The following is a 20,541-nucleotide window of genomic DNA, read 5'->3' on the forward strand; positions in this document are numbered from 1 at the left end:
TTTTATTCTAAACAGTAAACACCTCACGCCGCAGCAGCTCCCAGCTCTCCTTGTCCGGCGCGATGAGCAGGCCGCCGTCGACATGCTGCGGCAGATAGGCCGAACCGTCGAAGCGCGCTGCGTAGCCGCCGGCTTCGACGCAGGCGAGCGTACCGCCGAGGTGGTCCCAGGGCATCAGCTTGTTGTACATCAGGTAATGCACGTGGCCGCCGGCAAACGCGCGATGTTCATGCGCGGCGCAGCGGTAGTTGCAGATGAAGCGGACTTTGGCGAGGTTGGCGAGCACTTCGGCGCGTTTGGCTGGCGCCAGAAAGCCCGTCGAGGCCATGCCGACCATCTGCTCGAGCGCCACGGGCGCGGTTGTGCGAAGGCGCTGCGTATCGCCATCGGGGCGCTTCAGCCATGCGCCGGCGCCCTTTTCCGCGATCACCCAGTCGTCGCCCATCGGATCGTAGATGATGCCGGCGATGCATTCGCCATTCGCGACCACCGAGGCCATGACGCCGAAGGCGGGAATGCCCGAGGCGAAATTGAAGGTGCCATCGACGGGATCGACGATGATCGATAGCGACGCATCCTTCAGCTTCCCAAGAAGCGCCGGATCGGCCGCGACGGATTCCTCACCGATGAACAGCGCTTCCGGCCACAGCGTCGCGACCTCGGCCTTGATCATGCGCTCGGCTTCCAGATCGGCTTCCGTCACCAGATCGGTCGCTTCGGTCTTGGCGCGCACATCGTCGCTGCCGAGCCGGCGGAAGCGAGGCAATATTTCCGCTTTCGCCGCCCGCCGCAAGAGATCGGCAAGCGTCGTTACATCTATCTTGGAGACCATGGTTCATCCTTCCTGGCGCTGTGACATGTCGAAAGACTATGCCGCAATTTTGCGACAACGACATGTGTCAAAACAAGAACTTAAGCGCACAGAGACACCCAATGCCCCGGCACGCCCTAAGGCGCCGACGAAATCAGGTCTTCGGCGCGGCATCGCCCGCCATCAGGCCGGCGAAGTCGAAAAGCTTGGGGTCGAGCAGATGCGACGGGTTCACATGCGAGAGCGCGCGCAGCATCGTGTCCTTGCGGCCGGGCATGCGGCGCTCGATATCGGCGAGCATGTCCTTCATGGCGTTGCGCTGCAGCCCGTCCTGCGAACCGCAGAGGTCGCAGGGGATGATCGGAAACTGCATGGCTGCGGCGAATTTCGCCATGTCGTCCTCGGCGCAATAGGCCAGCGGCCGCAACACCATCAGGTCGCCCTCGTCGTTCAGGAGCTTCGCCGGCATCGAGGCCAGGCGGCCGCCGTGGAAGAAGTTCATGAAAAAGGTTTCGAGAATATCCTCGCGGTGGTGGCCGAGCACCAGCGCATCGCAGCCTTCCTCGCGGGCGATGCGATAGAGATTGCCGCGACGAAGGCGCGAACAGAGCGAGCAATAGGTGCCACCGGCCGGAACCTTCTCCTTCACGATCGAATAGGTGTCGCGATACTCGATCCGGTGCCTGACGCCGATCTTGGTCAGATACTCCGGCAGGATATGCTTCGGAAAGTTCGGCTGACCCTGGTCGAGATTGCAGGCGACGAGTTCGACCGGCAGCAGGCCGCGCCATTGCAGGTCGAGCAGCAGCGCCAGCAGGCCGTAGGAATCCTTGCCGCCGGAAAGTCCGATCAGCCAGCGCTTCTGTCCGTTCAGCATACCGAAATCGTCGAAGGCCTGGCGCACCTGGCGCAGCAGCCGCTTGCGCAGCTTGTTGAACGACACGGAGCTTGGCGCATCGGCAAACAGCGCATGCGCGATCGCGCCCTCGGTCTCAGGCGTTTCAAGCTCGTCCCCGATGCTTAGCGCGATATTGGCTGCGATATTCATTGTCTCATCCGTTCAGGCCCCAGGTCGAAACCAAACCCCGTCTAGCAGAAAGCCGCGCCACAACCCAGCATCAATCGCCGAAAACCGACCATCCCGTGCGCGCCGCCAGCATTTCCAGCGCGACCGCGCCGAGCTGCGAATTGCCGACCTTGTTCAAGCCAGGCGACCAGACCGCGATCGAGGCGATACCGGGCGCCACCGCGAAGATGCCGCCGCCGACGCCGCTCTTGCCGGGGAGGCCGACGTGATAGGCGAAATCGCCGGATCCGTCATAATGGCCGCAAGTCAGCATCAGCGCGTTGATGCGTCGCGCGCGCTTGGGCGAGACCACCGAATGGCCGGTCATCGGGTTCGCGCCGCGGGCAGCGAGGAAGAGACCGGCGCGGGCCAGCTGCTCGCAGGTCATCGACAGCGCGCACTGGTGGAAATAGACGCCGAGCACATGCTCGACCGGATGATCGATGTTCTTGTAGGCGCGCATGAAATTGGCCAGCGCGAAATTGCGGTAGCCCGTCTGCGTCTCGGACTTGGCGACCTTGTCGTCGATCGTCACCGTCTCGTCGTCGGCCAGATAGCGCACGAAACGCAGGACTTCGCCGATCGCCTCGCGCGGCTCGTGTCCGGCAAGCACCACGTCGGCAACGGCAATCGCCCCGGCATTGATGAAGGGATTGCGAGGGATGCCGGCTTCCTGCTCAAGCTGGACGATCGAGTTGAAGGAGTTGCCCGACGGTTCGCGCCCGACCCGCTTCCAAAGCCCCTCGCCGACCTTGCCGAGCGCCAGCGTCAGCATAAAGACCTTGGAGATACTCTGGATCGAAAACGGCACGGCCGCATCGCCGACGCTATAGACCTCGCCATCGACGGTGACGACCGAGAGCCCGAACTGTGCGGGATCGATCTTCGCAAGCTCAGGAATATAATCCGCGACCTTGCCCTCGCCGATGCGCGGCTGAAGTTCGGTATAGATACTGTCGAGGACTGCCTGCAAATCCGTCATCACGACTCCTCTCAAGATAACAAAAAAGCCGCCCCGAGAGGCGGCTTTTCCGTATGCGAAAACGCCTCGCGCTAATTAACGCGAATAGAATTCGACCACCAGGTGCGGTTCCATGACAACAGCGTACGGTACGTCGCTGAGAGCCGGTACACGAGCGAAGGTAGCAACCATCTTGTTGTGGTCGACTTCGATGTACTCAGGAACGTCGCGTTCAGCCAGGCTGATAGCTTCGAGAACCGAAACCAGCTGCTTGGACTTCTGACGAACTTCGATGACGTCGCCGGCCTTGCAACGGTAGGAACCGATGTTGACGCGAACGCCGTTCACGGTCACGTGGCCGTGGTTGACGAACTGACGGGCAGCGAAGACGGTCGGAACGAACTTGGCGCGATAAACGATCGCATCCAGGCGGGATTCCAACAGACCAATGAGGTTTTCAGAAGTGTCGCCCTTGCGGCGAGCTGCTTCGGCGAAGATCGCGCGGAACTGCTTCTCGCGCAGGTCACCGTAGTAACCCTTGAGCTTCTGCTTGGCGCGCAGCTGCACACCGAAGTCCGAGAGCTTGCCCTTGCGGCGCTGGCCGTGCTGGCCCGGGCCGTATTCGCGGCGGTTCACCGGGGACTTAGGACGGCCCCAGATGTTTTCGCCCATACGGCGGTCAATTTTGTACTTGGACGATTCGCGCTTGCTCATCGTATTTCCTTTCAGAATGTTACGGCGGTCTGTTTCCAAACCGCTCGAAGGAAACACGCCCTCCTTTGGCCTCTTTGAGGGAGGCCCGACAGGATTTTCCGGTTACGCGAACTGGAAACTCCACGGGACATGTCAAATGAAACACGGGACATTGCTGCCCCGTGCTGGCGTGGTCTTTAGGGTGAAGTCACTGGAATGTCAATCACAATCCATGGCCACACCGGCAAAACCGTATGATCTCAAGGAAGCCGGAACGGCTTACTTCCGAGAAAGCCGAAGCGGCTTGCTTCCAAGAAGGCCCGGCCGGCTTACTTCATCGCTGCCTTCTGTGCCTTCAGACCTAGCGCGTCGCTGATCGTGTAGAACAGGTCGGTCTGGTCGGTCAAACCGCTGACGTTGGCCGCACGCGGACCATAGGCCGCGATACGCAGCTGCGAACCGGTATGACCCTGGTCGTCGACTTCGTCCGAGTTGCCATAGCTGACAGCCATCACGGCGCCGTCCTTGGTCATCAGCGCTTCCGTCAGGCCGGGAGCCTTGGTGCTTGCGTCGATGATCTGGCTGGCATGGGCGTGGTCGGCGGTGACGATGACGAGCGTATCGCCCTTCTGCTCCGCGAACTTCAGCGCTTCCTGAACGGCTTCGTCGAGATCGACGGTCTCGCCGATCTGGCCGCACGGGTTGGCCGCATGGTCCTGCTTGTCGATCGAGGCGCCCTCGACCTGCAGGAAGAAGCCCTTCTCGTTGGTGCTCAGAAGCTCGATCGCCTTCGAGGTCATCTGCGCCAGCGTCGGCGTGGCCGATGTGCGCTTCTCGTTCGGCTTGCAGACGACAGGCTCCTTCTCGACATTGCCGTGGTGGCTCGCCTGCGGGCCCTGCCAGCGGATCGGCATGTTGCCCTCGGCGAAGAGACCGAGAACCGGGGCGCTGTCATTGGCCTGCTTGACGGCGGCAAGTTCATCGGCGTTGGTGACGATCTTGTAGCCGCGCTCTTCCGCCTGCTGGCGCAGCGTCTTGCCCTTCCATTCGCCGGCCTTCGCCGTCTCGCCGAAGCTCTTGGCGCCGCCGCCGAGCGTCACGTCGGCGCGGGCATTGATCAGCTGCTCGGTGATCGAGCCCTTGCCGCCGTTCTCGAGCGCGTTGCTGGCGCACTTCTCGGTGGTCGCCTCGGGACCGTAGCACTTGCGCTGCGTCACATGGGCGATCTGCACGGCAGGCGTCGCGTCCTGCAGCTCGGCGGTCGAAACGTTGCCTGTGGCCAGACCGGCGGCCTTGGCCTTCTCCAGCAGCGTCTCGTGCGCCTCTTCGCGGATATCGACGCCGATAGCGCCATTGTAGCTCTTCACGCCGGTTGCCCAGGCGGTACCCGATGCGGCAGAGTCGGTCACATAGGTCGGCTTGCCGGTCTTCTTGTCGAGAGAATAATGGGTGTACTGGCCGGTGACGGGCAGCGCGTCGATGCCCTTGAAATACTGGCCGGCGCCGACGGCGTAGTTACGTGCGATGGTGATTTCGGAATCACCCATGCCGTCACCGATCAGAAGGATAACATTCTTCGGGCGGCCGTCGACGATCGCGGCGCGGTAGGCTTCGGTGATGTCGCCGGAAATGCGGCGCGCGCCGCCGGGCGTGCTCAGGTCCTCGCTCGCTCCGCGCTCCATGAGCTTGGTTGCAGCGGCATCGGCGGCATGCGCTGGCTGAATGGCAACAGTTGCAAGCAATGCTGCTGCGAATGCGGTGATCGCACGGGTGGAATTCGACATGGCCAACATCTCCTCTGGGCAAAAGGTCTACGCCCGCGTGGGGCATGCGGGGTTATCCACCCCTGAGATGAACAGCATGTGACAGGATCAACCCTATCGTGTACCGAAATACCGATACACAACAAAAAACCGCAAGGCGGCTTTTATCTCAAAATATGAATATGAAAGCGGACCGCTTTTATTCAGCAGCCGACTGCACACCATCGACATCAGGCGCATTGGCATCACCAGGTGCCGTCTGGCAGTTGATGTCGGGGAAAGCGACAATACGCTTGCCGGAGAAATCGGTGTGCACGACAACCGTCCCCTGCTCCTCGAAATAGCCGAGAAGACGCCGGGCGCGACGCGCCGAATGCGTGCCATAGGCGCGCGCGATGCGAGCGTCGGACGGGCAAGGCTCGCCGCAGACGGCGGCCTTGGCGAGCATCAGGAAGACGCCCTGCAGATCATCCGTGACACCAGATGACAGCGACAGTGCCGTGGCCCAGGCTTCCGTCTCAGCGGTCTCGGGATCGACGCCCGAGCGCGATACGGCGACGCGGCGGCGGAACTCCGGCAGCGACATCGGCGATCCCGGCACGCGGCGCATGCGAAGGCGCACGAGGAATTCCTGATAGAGCACCGAATCCGTGCGGAAACCCGAACCCGGATCGTCGAGGATCTCGCTGAGCACGGCAGATACGCGCTCCTCGCGGTCTTCCGCCGACATTTCCGGCTGGCTGGCGCGGCCTTCGGCTGGCTGCGGCGCGGTGGCGGCCGGTGCGGAGCGCGAAAGCTCGGCCAGGATATCGGTTGTCGGACGCGGTGCGGGAGCCGCGCGGCGCACGATCGGCCGCTGGAATTCTTCGGGATCCGGCGTGAAGATCAGGTCTTCGACATCCTGAGGAGAGTCTGGCAGCGGCATCAGCTTCGGGCTCGACGAACGCGCCGAGGTCTCGACATTGCCGATCTGGATCGGCAGCGGGCGGCGCGACAGGGCCGGACCGAGAGCAACGAAATTACCGCGCTTCAGGTCGCGGAACATTTCGGCCTGGCGCCGGTCCATGCCGAGCAGGTCGGCGGCGCGCGCCATGTCGATATCGAGGAAGGTACGGCCCATCAGGAAGTTGGAGGCTTCGGCGGCGACGTTCTTGGCGAGCTTGGCCAGGCGCTGCGTGGCGATGACACCGGCGAGACCACGCTTACGGCCACGGCACATCAGGTTGGTCATCGCGCCGAGCGACATCTTGCGCGCATCGTCCGAGACTTCTCCGGCAACCGACGGCGCAAACATCTGCGCTTCGTCGACGACGACGAGCACGGGATACCAGAACTCGCGATCGGCATCGAACATGCCGTTGAGGAAGGCGGCTGCCGCGCGCATCTGCTGCTCGATTTCAAGCCCTTCGAGCGTGAGGACGCAGGAGACACGGTGCTGGCGAATACGATTGGCGATACCAGCGAGCTCCGCCTCGGTGCGCTCGCCATCGACCACAACGTGGCCGAACTTGTCGCTCAGCGTGACGAAATCGCCCTCGGGGTCGATGATGACCTGCTGCACCCACGGCGCGGATTGCTCGAGCAGGCGCCGCAACAGATGCGACTTGCCGGAGCCGGAATTGCCCTGAACAAGGAGACGGGTCGCCAGCAGCTCCTCGATATCGAGCGTGGCCGGATTGCCTCCCGACGCCGATCCCATATCGATACCAACCTGCAAGTCCCATTCCCCTTCTGAAATCAACGCCACTCTTTAGCAGATTCGTGGCGGAATGCTCGGCCTACCGAACAAAACCCACAACCAATCACACCTTTTCGAATCACGCCGCCTTGTCCGCCACAACCGCGCTTGCATGGCTCTCTGCGCTGGGTATCAGCATGCGGGTGAAGAGCAGGCTGATGGCAAGCGGAATGAGCAGGATACCCAGCCCGACACGCAGGCCGAAGGCTTCGGCAACGAAACCGATCGCCGGCGGGCCGACGAGGAAGCCGCTAAGCGCGATAAAGGTCAGGATGGCGACGCTCGCGGCTGCCGGCCGGTCCGTCAGGCTGGCCGATGCCGTAACCGCCAGCGGGAAGCCGACCGAGACGCCGACGCCGATCGCTGCGAAACCGATCAGCGCCACCGCCGTGTTCGGAGCGAGCAGCACGACCACCATGCCGGCAAGCGACGCGCAGCCGCAGACCCGGGCGATGGCAACGGCGCCGAATCGGCTCTTCATGTAATCGCCGCCGAAACGCCCTGTCGCCACGAGGCAGGCGAAGACGGAGTAGCCGAGACCGGTCAGCGCGCCGGTCGCAAACAGCACGTCGCGCAGATAGACCGCCGACCAGTCGGCGATCGCGCCCTCGGTCATGGTGATGCCGAAGGTGAAGGCGCAGATGCCGAGAAGTGCTGCACTCGGCAGCTTGAACGGTGCGCTTTGCGCATGCGACGTCTCGGCCGCCGGATCGGGGCCGAGCGGCAGCCGCACGCTGACGAGGAGCGCGATCGGCAGCACCAGCAGCGCGATCAGGGCGATCGACCAGTTCGCCGGCAGATGCAACGCCGCGGCACCGACGCCAAGCAGACTGCCCGCCATGATGCCGAGGCTCCAGAAGCCATGGCAGCGGCTCATGATCATGAGGCCTGTCGTCTTCTCCGCCCGGTCGGCCTCGACATTGAGGCCGAGCTCGAGCGTCGACAGCGTGACGCCGAGGATCATCAGCGCGAAGAACAGCGTCGCGATATTGTCGGCGAAGGCCGGCAGCGAGACCACCGCGAGAAAGGCAACGAAACCATAAATGATCGTCGCGCGTCCGCCGATTTTCGCGACCAGACGGCCGGCGAAGGGCAAGGTCATCAGCGTGCCGATCGGCAGCCCGAGCAGCGCGACGGCGAGATCCGCCGGCCCCATGCCGAGCTTTGCCTGCACATCGGGAATGCGCGGCAGCCAGCTGCCGAAGGCGATCGGCTGCAGAAAGAAGATCAGCATCACAAGTCTTTGAAACGACATAAGACATTCCCCTGTTCGCGTTAGGGAGCCGAAGCCCGCGAACGATTCTCCATCTCAGAGCTTGCGATATCGGCATCGCGAAGGAAAGCGCCGACAGCGCGAAAGATCGCTGCCATGGGACGAGGTCACCGGACGGTGAGACCAAATCCCTGCATCAGCCGTTTCGTCGAAAAATCCGGATTGCCCGAGGTGAAGACCGCAAAGTCGAAATTGTCGGGATGGACGGCATCGGCCACTTCAGGAACGAGGCTGCGCGCCCGCCGGGCGATAGCTTCCGCCGGATCCAGCCAGTCCACCGGCCACGGCGCCAGTCTCCGGAAGATATTCGCCATGAACGGATAATGCGTGCAGGCAAGCACAACGATATCCGTCTTCCTGCCATCCTTCTCGACGAAGCACTGGGCGATCTCGCCCATGACGGCTTCATCGGAGAGCGTATCGCCGCGAATATAGGCCTCCGCCATGCGGGCGAGGTTTTCCGAGCCGACGAGGCGCACATGGCACTGCTGTGCGAAGGACTGGATGAGATCGCGCGTATAGGCGCGCTTGACGGTTCCGGGTGTCGCCAGCACCGAGACGAGGCCCGAGCGCGTCCGCTCCGCCGCCGGCTTGATCGCTGGCACGGTGCCGACGAAGGTCATGCCCGGGAATGCCGCGCGCAGATCGGCGCCGGCAAGCGTGAAGGCCGTGTTGCAGGCGATGATGCAGACCTCGGGGTCGTACTCGCGAAGCAGCTTCGCGAAGAGATCGATGATCCGCTCCCTCAGCGCCTGCTCTTCCCATCCGCCATAGGGAAAGCCGGCATCGTCGGCGACATAGATGAAACCGCGTTCGGGCATCAGCACGCGCGCCTCGCGCAGCACCGTCAGCCCGCCAATACCTGAATCGAAGACCAGGACGGGTTTCAGCTCATGCGTCGCTGTTGTCATCTTCCTGATGTTCCTTGACGTCTGCGGGCGCCCGGCTTCCGCGCGGATATTTGCGCGAGAAACGGTCGAGGGAGGAGATCACGCCGCGCATCACGCTGATTTCCTGCTCCGTGAAGGCGCGGCGGGAAAGGACTGCCCGGAGATTGTCGATCATTTTCGGCTTTTTCGCGGGCGGATGGAAATAATTGCGCGAATCCAGCGCTTCTTCCAACTGGTCGTAGAGCCCGTGCAATTGTTCCTTCGTCGATGGCGTCTGCTCCATCGCCTGGAAGGGAACGCTGCCGAGATCCTCCATGCCCGATTTCATCCACTCGTAAGACATGAGCAGAACCGCCTGCGCGATATTGAGCGAGGCAAAGGCGGGGTTAACAGGGAAGGTCACGATCTCATCGGCCAGCGCCACCTCTTCGTTGGAGAGGCCCCAGCGCTCGCGCCCAAAGAGGATGCCGGTCCCCTCACCCGCCGCAAACCGCGCACGCAACGTCTGCGCCGCCACCACGGGCGAACGCACCGGCTTGAAACCGTCGCGCTCGCGCGCCGTCGTCGCATAGACGAAATTGAGATCGGCGATGGCCTCTTCCAGCGTCTCGAACACCTTGGTGCCCTCAATCACATGATCGGCCTTGGAAGCGGCAGCCTGCGCCTTCTCATTCGGCCATCCGTCGCGCGGGTTGACGAGGCGGAGTTCGGAGAGACCGAAATTCGCCATGGCCCGCGCCACCATCCCGATATTCTCGCCCATCTGCGGTTCGACCAGAATGATGACGGGACCTTCCGTCAGAAGAAGACGCTCGCTGTTCGTGCCTGCCATGAAGTCAAAATCCTTTTGCTAGGCGCGCAAATAGCCAAGACGGGCTTAAACGGCAAGGCTTATGCGTCCGGATACAGCCGCTCCAGCGTCAAGCCGATCATCTCAAGCCCCTGCCGCCATCCCTTGCTGGCATGCGGATGGTGGCGTGCGCTCGACACGGGGACCTTGCGATCGACGAAGAAGCATTCCGAGCGGCGCGCCGAGGCGGACGTAACGCGGGCGAGGCTTGCGTCGATCAATTGGCGCGCGTCATCACTGGTGATCGACGCCTCCCGGTTCTTCGCCATCATTCGCGCCCAGTAGGTGGCGGCGAGGAAGATGGCCAGCGTTTGCCGTACCTGTCCCGGCTTGGTGACAACCGACCATGACGACCCGAGAGGCCGTGCCGTCGTCGCCAGATCCTTGTAGGCGGCGTCCAGTGTCTGCGACAGGTCGATCAGCCTGTGTCGCGGCTCGCCAGCGGCGGTGGCCTTGAGCAGCGCGTCCAAAGCCGCGAACCATTTGTCGAGCACGAGGTCGAGCGCGCCGCGGGTGCGGGCCGGAAAGACGACGAAGGCGACCAGCGTGCCGACCGCCGCGCCGAGCGCGGTTTCCTCGACGCGCAGCAACAAGAGATCCAGCGTCAGCGATCCGATCATCCCGTAAACCAGGCAAAGCGCGATCGACACGAAGAAGGTCATCGTCGCATAGCTTGTCTGCAGGAAATAGAAGGCGAGGAAAATGGAGAGGCTGGTGATCACCAGCGCCGGAGCCAGATGGCCGCTGAGCAGCGTCGCGAGCAGAAGCCCGATACCGATGCCGAACAGAGTGCCCACTGAACGCTGCAGCGCCTTCATCGCCGTATCGCCGCGCGAATTGGTATTGGTGAAGACGAGGAAGGAGGCGAGCACCGCCCAGAACCAGCGCTCGCGCGACAGGCCGAGACCGAGCGTCATGGCGATCGCCGCGGCGACGGTGATCTGCAGCGCCGAGCGCATGAGCGGATTGCGCAACGAGAAATCCGGAAGCGATGCTTGAACTGGCGCCTCGGCCACCGCGGCGATATCGGCAAAGCCTGTCCGGTTGCCCTCGCCGATGGTCTCGACAAGCTCAGCCCGCGCATTGCCGAGCCTGATCAGCGCCCGTGTCGCCTCGGCCGAGGGCCCTTCGTCATCTTCGGCGGGCGGCGGCACCTTGTGGCCCTCGATGATCCGATGCACCAGTTCGAAGGGCGGCAGCGATTGCGAGCAGAGCATGATCGCCCCCTCGGCTGCCAGATGCGCATCAAACAGGCGGATTGCCAGCTCGCCGGCCGGCTCCGTGCCCGGATCGAACATGCCGCTTGGGGGCCGTGGAATGAAGCTCTCGGCCATCAGTACCACGTCCTTCAGCCGCTCCTCCAGCTGATTGAGTTCCTGCCGGTCTGCATCCGAAACGTGCCCATCCGCCGCAAGTGCCGCGATCTTGAAGAGGATCTGGTTGATCCGCCCCTGCACGCTCTCGAGCGACCGCAAGAGATCGCGCCGCCAGTCATCCGGCAGCACGACGGAGCGCACCGCATGCGCGATCAGCGAGGAGACGATCGGTCCGATCGCCACCAAGGGCAGCTCGGCGAGCGGCGGCTGGAAATAGGCGCCGAGGAAATATGACATAAAGGCGAACATGCCGATCGCATGGCCGCGCGGCCCGAAGACGCGCGCGGACGCCGCGAGAAAGATGATCAGAAGAAAGGCAGCATCGGAGATAAGCCGGTGCCCTTCCAGTCCTGCTGCGATGACCACGACCACCAGACTGGCGGCGCAGCCGAGAAGCCGCGTCACCAGCTGCCGCCCGCCGCCCTTGTCGCGCACCGCGACGCCGCCCTCGATCGCCAGCACGATCCCAAGCCCGTATGAGGCTATCGGCAGCGGAAACAGCAGCGAATGGATGACCAGCAGAACACCGAAGGACAGCGCCACCGACAGCGTGACGCGTAGCGCCATCCTCAGCCGCGACAGCGCCGGATCGTTGGCAAGCAGCCAATCTCGGAAATCAAAACCGGAAAACAAAGAGTTCGGGCCCCGGAGCGGAGGAATGGTGTTTCACCGCTCACATATCGCCAAGGCTCTTAAAAGCAAATCAATCTTGCCGTCGAAAGCGCCCCAATCGAGAGCTCGTCACTGCCCCTTGGCGATCTGCACCATGGTGTTCTTCAGCGAGTTCGCCGGCTGGCCAGGGTCGCCTTCGGTGAATACGTCGTCGACAACGGCCTTGCCCCCCTCTTCCAACACCTCGAAGCGCACGGTCGTCAGCGCCTGTTTGTCGTCGATGCCATCCATGCAGGTCTGCTTTTTGAACGTAACCACCACTTCCGTCGCGCCGTTCTCGCCGGGCTTCGGCGTATAGGTCATGTCCTGCAGCGGGCATGCATCCTCGCCGTTCACGATGACGTCGTAATCGAACGGCGACACGCCATCCTCGTCGGCCGCCGGGTTCTGCATCGCCGCGCGGTACTTGGCGACGAAATCCTTGCTGTAAATCCGCGTCAGCCTGCTCTCGTCGAAGATATCCTGCCAGTCCTCGTCGGCGCCCGACCAGTTCTTGGTCGTGGCCTCCATGATCTCCTTGACAGGCGCCGTCGCGTCGGCGGCGAAGACCGTGGCGGTGAGGCCGAGCAAGGCGGCAAAGGCAAGCGAAATCGTCTTCATGATCAAATGTCCGAGGCAATGGTTTTGCGCGGAGACTAGCCATTTTCCGCCGCTTGGCAATGGCGCAAAAAGACGCAAATCTGCCCTGCTTGCGGCTTTGCACTCCGGGCGCACAATGCTATAGCCCACGGGATTTTATATCACCCACCCGGGACGCATGTCCCTCAAAAGCTTAACGAGGCAGATACATGAAGAAGATCAAGGTCGCCAACCCCGTCGCCGATCTCGACGGCGATGAAATGACGCGCATCATCTGGCAGTTTATCAAGGATAAGCTGATCCATCCGTATCTCGACCTCGAAATCGACTATTATGACCTGTCGGTCGAAAACCGCGACGCCACCAACGACCAGGTGACTGTTGATGCCGCCAACGCCATCAAGAAGCACGGCGTCGGCATCAAGTGCGCGACGATCACGCCGGACGAAGACCGCGTCAAGGAATTCAACCTCAAGCAGATGTGGAAGAGCCCGAACGGCACGATCCGCAACATCCTCGGCGGCGTCATCTTCCGCGAGCCGATCATTTGCCAGAACGTTCCGCGCCTCGTTCCCGGCTGGACCAAGCCGATCGTCGTCGGCCGTCATGCCTTCGGTGACCAGTACCGCGCCACCGATTTCAAATTCCCCGGCAAGGGCAAGCTCACCATCAAGTTCGTCGGTGAAGACGGCCAGGTGATCGAGAAAGAAGTGTTCGACGCTCCCGGCGCCGGCGTTGCCATGGCCATGTACAACCTCGACGAGTCGATCCGCGAATTCGCCCGCGCCTCGATGATGTACGGCCTGATGCGCAAGTGGCCGGTTTATCTGTCGACCAAGAACACCATCCTCAAGGCCTATGACGGCCGCTTCAAGGACATCTTCCAGGAAGTCTACGAGGCTGAATTCCAGGATCAGTTCAAGGAAATCGGCATCACCTACGAGCACCGCCTGATCGACGACATGGTCGCATCCGCTCTGAAGTGGTCCGGTGGCTATGTCTGGGCCTGCAAGAACTACGACGGCGACGTCCAGTCCGACACAGTAGCCCAGGGCTTCGGCTCGCTCGGCCTGATGACCTCGGTTCTGCTGACCCCCGATGGCAAGACCGTCGAAGCCGAAGCCGCACACGGCACGGTGACGCGTCACTACCGCCAGCACCAGAAGGGCCAGGAAACCTCGACGAACTCGATCGCTTCGATCTTCGCCTGGACCCGTGGCCTCGCGCACCGCGCCAAGCTCGACGACAACGCCGAACTGGCGAAGTTCGCAGCCACGCTCGAAAAGGTCTGCGTCGATACGGTTGAAGCCGGCTTCATGACCAAGGATCTGGCGCTGCTCATCGGCCCCGATCAGCCCTGGCTCTCGACCACGGCTTTCCTCGACAAGATCGACGAAAACCTGCAAAAGGCCATGGCATAAGCCATCTGAAATATGCGAACGATGCGGCGGGGTTTTCCCCGCCGTTTTCGTTTCAGGGACATCAGGAGGGGAATAACAAGATGACCACGACGATCCGCCCGCTAAAGCCATCGGACCGCAGCGCCTGGGAGCCGCTATGGGCCGGCTATCAGCGCTTCTATGAAGTGACGATCCCCGAGGAGACCACGGACCTGACCTGGGGCCGTTTCCATGACCCCGCGGAGCCGATGCACGCACTCGGCGCCTTCGATGGCGACGGCAGGCTGGTCGGCATCGTGCACGCGATCTTTCACCGGTCCACCTGGCTGCCGAAATGGACCTGCTACCTGCAGGATCTCTATGTCGACGATAGCCAACGCGGGCTTGGAACCGGCGCGGCTTTGATCGAGGCCGTCGCCGATCTCGCGCGCGAGCACGGCGCCGGCCGGCTCTACTGGATGACCCACGAGACAAACGCCACGGCCCGCAAGCTTTACGACCGCATCGCCGAGCGCTCGGGCTTCATCCAGTATCGCAAGGCGCTCTGACCGGCGCCGCTAATGCCAAAATCTGACGTCGCCATGCCATAGACGTTGCCTCGCCGCTGACCCGCGCCAGTTATCAAGCGAAACGAGGAGAACACCATGGCCGACGAACTGATCTTCTACACCAATCCGATGTCGCGCGGACGGATCGCCCGCTGGATGCTGGAGGAAACCGGCGCGCCCTATACGACCGAGATCCTCGGCTTCGAAAGCAGCATGAAGGCGCCGGATTATCTTGCCATCAACCCGATGGGCAAGGTGCCGGCGATCCGCCACGGCAAGACTGTCGTCACCGAATGCGCCGCCATCTGCGCCTATCTGGCCGAAACCTTTCCGGAAGCGGGCCTTGCGCCGACGGCCGAAGAGCGCGGCAGCTACTATCGCTGGATGTTCTTCGCCGCCGGGCCGCTGGAGGCAGCTACCACCAACCGCGCGCTCGGCTTCCACACGCCGGCCGACAAGAGCCGCATGGCGGGCTATGGCAGCTATGCCGACGTGATGGACACGCTCGAAAGAGCCGTCAGCGCCTCGCCCTATATCGCCGGCAACCGTTTTACGGCGGCCGACGTCTATGTCGGCTCGCATGTCGGCTGGGGCCTCGGCTTCGGCACCTTCGAGAAGCGCCAGGCCTTTGCCGATTACGTCGCCCGCGTCACCGACCGCGCCGCCTATAAGAGGGCGAACATGATCGATGACGAAGCCACCAAGGCGCTGCAGAAGAGCGCCTGATCGGGTTTAGATAAGGGGCACTAGCGTGTCGATGCGACCTCAGACACTCATCGACCGAAGATTGCGCCCGCGAGGGCTCCGACAAACGGCACATCGAGCAGATTGGAAACCATGGCAGTTGCGACAAAGACCACAACCCACGTGAGTATCCGGCGATGCGTCTTTGACGGCGTCGACTGTTCGGCTAGCTCAACCTTCGGCCAAGCCCAGCGCGCATATGAGAACACAAGTCGGTATAACCAGATCGAGCAAAAACCGATGTAGACAAATGCTCCCCCAGTCACCACGGGACTAAGCCCACCAAAAAGACCGTCCACCAACGGAGCAAGGCGCCAACAGGCATAAAGCGCAAAAGGCATCCCGAACACAACGAGGAAAAGATCATAGATAAACTGACCGTGGAACCAGGACCAAACGCGATTTCGTTCTTTAATGTGTTTCCGAACTGCGCTCTCAATGCCTGCACGCCACCCCGCCCGCGAACCGCTGATCAGAAGTCCACTCGGATTAGGGGTGGGATCGGATTGAGGAACAGATGAATCAAGTAGTCGCGGCTGAGTGAAGTCGAGAAGAACTTCAAAATGATGATGGGGCTCAATACCGTTCATCGCCTCCTTGAAGGCCAGTATGTTGGTGAACAGCACAAAGGAAATAGTCACCCCTTCCGGCGGCTGGACTAACTCATCTTCATGGTAGAGAACATCGCGGTGGTTATCAGAACGCGTGACAATGCAAGCGACACGAAACGCCGCGTCTAAACCTTCGTCTTTCTCGCCGGATTTCAGGTGAATATCGGCATTATGCTGCTCGATCTTCCTTTGCTCCTGCAACTCGGCGTCCAAGTCTCGCCAAAGCCTCCTGAGCGTATACAAGCTAACCTTCACGGCGCCAAAACGCGTTGTCTGCGGTAGTGCGACCATCATCCACTCGCTAGTAGAAATGCAATCTATACAACACGCGCTGACGCGATTTCCTGCGGCGTGGACACTGTCCACAACAAACACAAGTTGATGGACGCCTAAGCCATACTCTTACAATACAATTTCCGTGATCGCACATCGACCCTAATGGCGAGTGTTGGACTGCCGTAGCCCCACCTCAAGGCAACCGCTATTACAAATAGAGCAAGCCTGCCGTCAGATTGTTACCTAACGGCAGAAACTTATCTCAAAAGCAATTGCTAGCGGCCGTTCAGCCAGCCAGCGCAGCCGCCACGGCCTCGAGCGCCTCATCGGCCTTCGATCCATCCGGACCGCCGGCCTGCGCCATGTCCGGACGGCCGCCGCCGCCCTTGCCGCCCAGCGCGGCAGAGGCGATACGGACCAGATCAACGGCGCTGAAGCGGCCGACGAGATCAGCGGTGACCGCGACCACGGCGCTGGCCTTGCCATCGTCGGAGACGCCGATCAGCGTCACAACGCCGGAGCCGAGGCTGGCCTTGCCGTCGTCGGCGAGACCCTTGAGATCCTTGGGATCGACGCCGGAGATGGCCTTGCCGAGGAACTTGACGCCGCCGATATCGCGCACGGCCTCTTCCGAAGCGCCCTGCCCGCCGCCCATGGCGAGCTTGCGCTTGGCATCCGCCAGTTCCTTCTCAAGCTTGCGGCGCTCGTCCATCAGCGCTTCAACGCGCGTCAGCACGTCGGCCGGCTGCACCTTCAGCGAGGTCGCCAGCGCCTTCACGCGCTCGTCCTGCTCGGCGAGGTAGGCGCGAGCCGCTTCGCCAGTGACCGCTTCCAGGCGGCGAACACCGGAGCTGACGGCGCTGTCGCCGAGAATGCGCACGAGACCGATGTCACCGGTCGCCGACACATGCGTGCCGCCGCAAAGTTCGATCGAGTAAGGCTTGCCAGTTTTTGCCCCATGCAGCCCCTGGCCCATGGAGACGACGCGGACCTCATCGCCGTATTTTTCGCCGAACAGCGCCATCGCGCCCTCGGCACGGGCGTCGTCGACGCTCATCAGCCGGGTCGTGACCGGCGAATTCTGCAGAATGATCTCGTTGGCCATATCCTCGACCACCTTGAGCTCTTCCGCCGTCATGGGCTTCGGATGCGAAACGTCGAAACGCAGGCGATCCGGCGTGACCAGCGAGCCCTTCTGGGCGACATGGGTGCCGAGCACTTCGCGCAGCGCCTCATGCAGCAGGTGGGTCGCCGAGTGATTGGCGCGGATATGCGAGCGGCGGGCGTGATCGACGGTCAATGCCACCGCATCGCCGGCCTTGACGCTACCTTCAACGACGGTGCCCGTATGAACGAATAGACCCTCGCCGCGCTTTTGCGTATCGGTGATCTCGATCTTGGCGTTATCGGACGAAATGACGCCCGCATCGCCCATCTGGCCACCGGATTCGCCATAGAACGGCGTCTGGTTGACGACGATCTGAACCTTGTCGCCCTTGGCCGCTTCGCCGACCGCAGCACCGTCTTTGACGATCGCCTGGACCACACCTTCGGCGGTCTCGGTGTCATAGCCGAGGAATTCGGTGGCGCCGTGCTTGTCGCGCAGCTCGAACCAGATCGTCTCGGTCGCCTTGTCGCCGGAGCCTGCCCAATGCGAGCGTGCCTCTGCCTTCTGGCGCTCCATGGCGTCGGTGAAGCCGGCGAGATCGACGTTGATTTCGCGGGCGCGCAGCGCGTCCTGCGTCAGGTCGAGCGGGAAACCATAGGTGTCGTAGAGCTTGAAGGCGGTCTCGCCGTCGAGCATATCGCCCTTGCCGAGCGTCGTCGTGGCATCCGAGAGGAGCGACAGGCCGCGCTTCAGCGTCGTGCGGAACTTGGTTTCCTCAAGCTTCAGCGTCTCGGTGATCAAGGCTTCTGCGCGCACCAGCTCCGGATAGGCACGGCCCATCTGCTGGATCAGCGCAGGCAAAAGCTTCCACATCAGCGGCTCACGCGCGCCGAGCAGTTCGGCATGGCGCATGGCGCGGCGCATGATACGACGAAGCACGTAGCCGCGGCCTTCGGCGGACGGCAGGACGCCGTCGGCGATCAGGAAGGCGGACGAGCGCAGATGATCGGCGATGACGCGGTGGCTGGCGCGCTGCTCACCCTCGGCCTTGACGCCGGTTGCTTCCTCCGACGCCGAGATCAGCGCGCGGAACAGGTCGATGTCGTAGTTGTCGTGCTTGCCCTGCAGCAGCGCTGCGATGCGCTCAAGACCCATGCCGGTATCGATCGACGGACGCGGCAGGTCGATGCGCTCTTCCTTGGTGATCTGCTCGTACTGCATGAAGACGAGGTTCCAGATCTCGATGAAGCGATCGCCGTCTTCTTCCGGCGAGCCGGGAGGGCCGCCCCAGATATGATCGCCGTGATCGTAGAAGATTTCCGAACAGGGACCGCACGGGCCGGTATCGCCCATCGCCCAGAAATTGTCGCTGGTCGGGATGCGGATGATCTTGTCGTCGGAGAGGCCGGCGATCTTCTTCCAGAGATTAAAGGCTTCGTCGTCGGTGTGATAGACGGTGACCAGCAGACGCTTGGCGTCAATGCCGAATTCCTTGGTGATCAGCGTCCAAGCATGCTCGATCGCCTGCTCCTTGAAGTAATCGCCGAAGGAGAAATTGCCGAGCATTTCGAAGAAGGTATGGTGGCGCGCGGTATAGCCGACATTGTCGAGGTCGTTATGCTTGCCGCCGGCGCGCACGCACTTCTGCGCGGTCGACGCCGTCTTGTAAGGGCGCTGCTCAAGACCGGTGAAGACGTTCTTGAACTGCACCATGCCGGCGTTCGTGAACATCAGCGTCGGGTCGTTGCGCGGCACCAGCGGGCTCGATGAAACGATCTCGTGGCCGTTCTTCTTGAAGTAGTCGAGGAAGGTCGACCGGATTTCGTTCACACCGCTCATGCTATGCCCTTCAGTGCTGCCCAAGGCAGGTCAAATCTTAAAAATTCAGTGGCTTTTATCGCTGACGTTAACCACTGTCCAGCAGACAAACAAAACCGGCTGCATTCTGATCAAGGAATGCAGCCGGCTTTGAACTATTCAATCCTGGATCGAGGCTTATTCGCCGTCGGAATCGTTCGCGTCAGGACCGCCATTTTGCAGCTGATCGGCGATCAGGCCGGCATTCTGGCGGATCGACGTTTCGATCTCGCGCATCAATTCCGGATTGTCGCGCAGGAACGTCTTGGCATTCTCGCGGCCCTGGCCGAGACGCTGGCTGTTATAGGAGAACCAGGCGCCCGACTTCTCGACGATCCCGGCCTTGACGCCGAGGTCGACCAGCTCGCCAGTCTTCGATACGCCTTCGCCATACATGATGTCGAATTCGACCTGCTTGAAGGGAGGCGCCATCTTGTTCTTGACGACCTTGACGCGCGTCTGGTTGCCGATCACCTCTTCGCGCTCCTTGACGGCGCCGATGCGGCGGATGTCGAGGCGAACCGAGGCGTAGAACTTCAGCGCATTACCACCCGTCGTCGTTTCCGGCGAACCGAACATGACGCCGATCTTCATGCGGATCTGGTTGATGAAGATGACCATGGTCTTCGACTTCGAGATCGAGGCCGTCAGCTTGCGCAGCGCCTGGCTCATCAGTCGCGCCTGCAGACCCGGCAGGCTGTCGCCCATCTCGCCTTCGATTTCGGCACGCGGCGTCAGTGCCGCGACCGAGTCCACGACCAGCACGTCAACGGCACCGGAGCGCACCAGCGTGTCGGTGATTTCGAGTGCCTGCTCGCCCGTATCCGGCTGCGAGATCAGCAGATTGTGCAGATCGACGCCCAGCTTGCGAGCATAGACCGGATCAAGCGCGTGTTCGGCGTCGACGAAGGCGCAGATGCCGCCCTTCTTCTGTGCTTCCGCGATCGTCTGCAGCGCCAGCGTCGTCTTACCCGAGCTTTCTGGCCCGTAAATTTCGATGATACGTCCCTTGGGAAGACCGCCGATCCCGAGTGCGATATCCAGTCCGAGAGAGCCCGTCGAAACGGTCTCGATCTCGACCACGCCCTCATTCGAGCCGAGCTTCATGATAGAGCCCTTGCCGAACGACCGCTCGATCTGTGAGAGTGCCGCTTCAAGTGCCTTGCTTTTGTCCACCGATTTGTCCTCTACAAGCCGCAATGTATTCTGTGACATTCGATCCACCTTTAGGTTATTGAAGCCGCTCAAGCAATGTCGCCGCCGATGTCGATTTTGTACCGCATTTGTTCTCATTGCGCAAGTGCCGTTCAAAGCATTGAAAGAAA

General features: G+C 62.0%; 17 protein-coding genes. 3 read left to right on the forward strand and 14 right to left on the reverse strand.

Annotation, left to right across the window (positions count from 1 at the left end; all coding sequences use genetic code 11):
- Nucleotides 1-7: 7 nt before the first annotated feature.
- The 11 genes from ACVTFQ_RS08770 to ACVTFQ_RS08820 form a co-directional block, all read right to left on the reverse strand.
- Nucleotides 8-832: an inositol monophosphatase family protein gene (locus tag ACVTFQ_RS08770; RefSeq protein WP_111563547.1), complete on the reverse strand. Its 825-nt coding sequence runs from the start codon at nt 830-832 to the stop codon at nt 8-10.
- Between the two features lie 133 nt (nt 833-965).
- Nucleotides 966-1,859 (reverse strand): tRNA 2-thiocytidine(32) synthetase TtcA, encoded by an 894-nt coding sequence (ttcA, locus tag ACVTFQ_RS08775; protein WP_112437036.1) that lies wholly within the window; start codon nt 1,857-1,859, stop codon nt 966-968.
- A 70-nt stretch (nt 1,860-1,929) separates the two neighbouring features.
- Complete coding sequence (locus ACVTFQ_RS08780; protein WP_111563545.1) at nt 1,930-2,859, reverse strand: glutaminase; 930 nt, start codon at nt 2,857-2,859, stop codon at nt 1,930-1,932.
- 75 nt (nt 2,860-2,934) lie between these two features.
- Nucleotides 2,935-3,552 (reverse strand): 30S ribosomal protein S4, encoded by a 618-nt coding sequence (gene rpsD, locus ACVTFQ_RS08785; RefSeq protein WP_018902188.1) that lies wholly within the window; start codon nt 3,550-3,552, stop codon nt 2,935-2,937.
- A gap of 308 nt (nt 3,553-3,860) precedes the next feature.
- Nucleotides 3,861-5,315, reverse strand: coding sequence for an alkaline phosphatase (gene phoA / locus ACVTFQ_RS08790; RefSeq protein ID WP_111563544.1), 1,455 nt, complete (start codon nt 5,313-5,315; stop codon nt 3,861-3,863).
- A 178-nt stretch (nt 5,316-5,493) separates the two neighbouring features.
- Nucleotides 5,494-7,011: a helicase HerA domain-containing protein gene (locus ACVTFQ_RS08795; protein ID WP_111563543.1), complete on the reverse strand. Its 1,518-nt coding sequence runs from the start codon at nt 7,009-7,011 to the stop codon at nt 5,494-5,496.
- 100 nt (nt 7,012-7,111) lie between these two features.
- A complete protein-coding gene (locus tag ACVTFQ_RS08800; protein WP_111563542.1) occupies nt 7,112-8,287 on the reverse strand; it encodes an MFS transporter in 1,176 nt (391 codons plus the stop codon).
- Between the two features lie 125 nt (nt 8,288-8,412).
- Entirely contained in the window at nt 8,413-9,216 is an 804-nt protein-coding gene (gene murI / locus ACVTFQ_RS08805) for a glutamate racemase (RefSeq protein WP_111563541.1), read from the reverse strand.
- On the reverse strand, nt 9,197-10,027 hold the full coding sequence (locus ACVTFQ_RS08810) for an RNA methyltransferase (RefSeq protein ID WP_111563540.1): 831 nt from the start codon (nt 10,025-10,027) through the stop codon (nt 9,197-9,199). The genes murI and ACVTFQ_RS08810 overlap by 20 nt, the downstream gene beginning before the upstream one ends.
- A gap of 59 nt (nt 10,028-10,086) precedes the next feature.
- Nucleotides 10,087-12,054, reverse strand: coding sequence for an FUSC family protein (locus ACVTFQ_RS08815; protein ID WP_111563539.1), 1,968 nt, complete (start codon nt 12,052-12,054; stop codon nt 10,087-10,089).
- A gap of 108 nt (nt 12,055-12,162) precedes the next feature.
- Nucleotides 12,163-12,693 (reverse strand): hypothetical protein, encoded by a 531-nt coding sequence (locus tag ACVTFQ_RS08820; protein ID WP_047512200.1) that lies wholly within the window; start codon nt 12,691-12,693, stop codon nt 12,163-12,165.
- A gap of 188 nt (nt 12,694-12,881) precedes the next feature.
- Between ACVTFQ_RS08820 and ACVTFQ_RS08825 the strand changes: the two genes are divergently transcribed.
- From ACVTFQ_RS08825 to ACVTFQ_RS08835, 3 genes are all read left to right on the forward strand, one after another.
- Nucleotides 12,882-14,093 (forward strand): NADP-dependent isocitrate dehydrogenase, encoded by a 1,212-nt coding sequence (locus tag ACVTFQ_RS08825; RefSeq protein ID WP_047512202.1) that lies wholly within the window; start codon nt 12,882-12,884, stop codon nt 14,091-14,093.
- A gap of 80 nt (nt 14,094-14,173) precedes the next feature.
- The gene (locus ACVTFQ_RS08830; RefSeq protein ID WP_111563538.1) at nt 14,174-14,620 is read left to right on the forward strand and encodes a GNAT family N-acetyltransferase; all 447 of its coding nucleotides are present in this window, start codon (nt 14,174-14,176) and stop codon (nt 14,618-14,620) included.
- Nucleotides 14,621-14,716: 96 nt separating this feature from the next.
- Nucleotides 14,717-15,346, forward strand: coding sequence for a glutathione S-transferase family protein (locus ACVTFQ_RS08835; RefSeq protein WP_111563537.1), 630 nt, complete (start codon nt 14,717-14,719; stop codon nt 15,344-15,346).
- A gap of 47 nt (nt 15,347-15,393) precedes the next feature.
- On the opposite strand, the gene ACVTFQ_RS08840 is transcribed toward ACVTFQ_RS08835, so the two are convergent.
- The 3 genes from ACVTFQ_RS08840 to recA form a co-directional block, all read right to left on the reverse strand.
- Entirely contained in the window at nt 15,394-16,188 is a 795-nt protein-coding gene (locus ACVTFQ_RS08840) for a hypothetical protein (RefSeq protein ID WP_146618504.1), read from the reverse strand.
- Nucleotides 16,189-16,537: 349 nt separating this feature from the next.
- The gene (alaS, locus tag ACVTFQ_RS08845; RefSeq protein ID WP_111563535.1) at nt 16,538-19,198 is read right to left on the reverse strand and encodes an alanine--tRNA ligase; all 2,661 of its coding nucleotides are present in this window, start codon (nt 19,196-19,198) and stop codon (nt 16,538-16,540) included.
- Between the two features lie 156 nt (nt 19,199-19,354).
- The gene (gene recA, locus ACVTFQ_RS08850; RefSeq protein ID WP_047512212.1) at nt 19,355-20,431 is read right to left on the reverse strand and encodes a recombinase RecA; all 1,077 of its coding nucleotides are present in this window, start codon (nt 20,429-20,431) and stop codon (nt 19,355-19,357) included.
- Nucleotides 20,432-20,541 lie beyond the last annotated feature (110 nt).

The organism is Rhizobium sp. O111 (assembly GCF_055616315.1).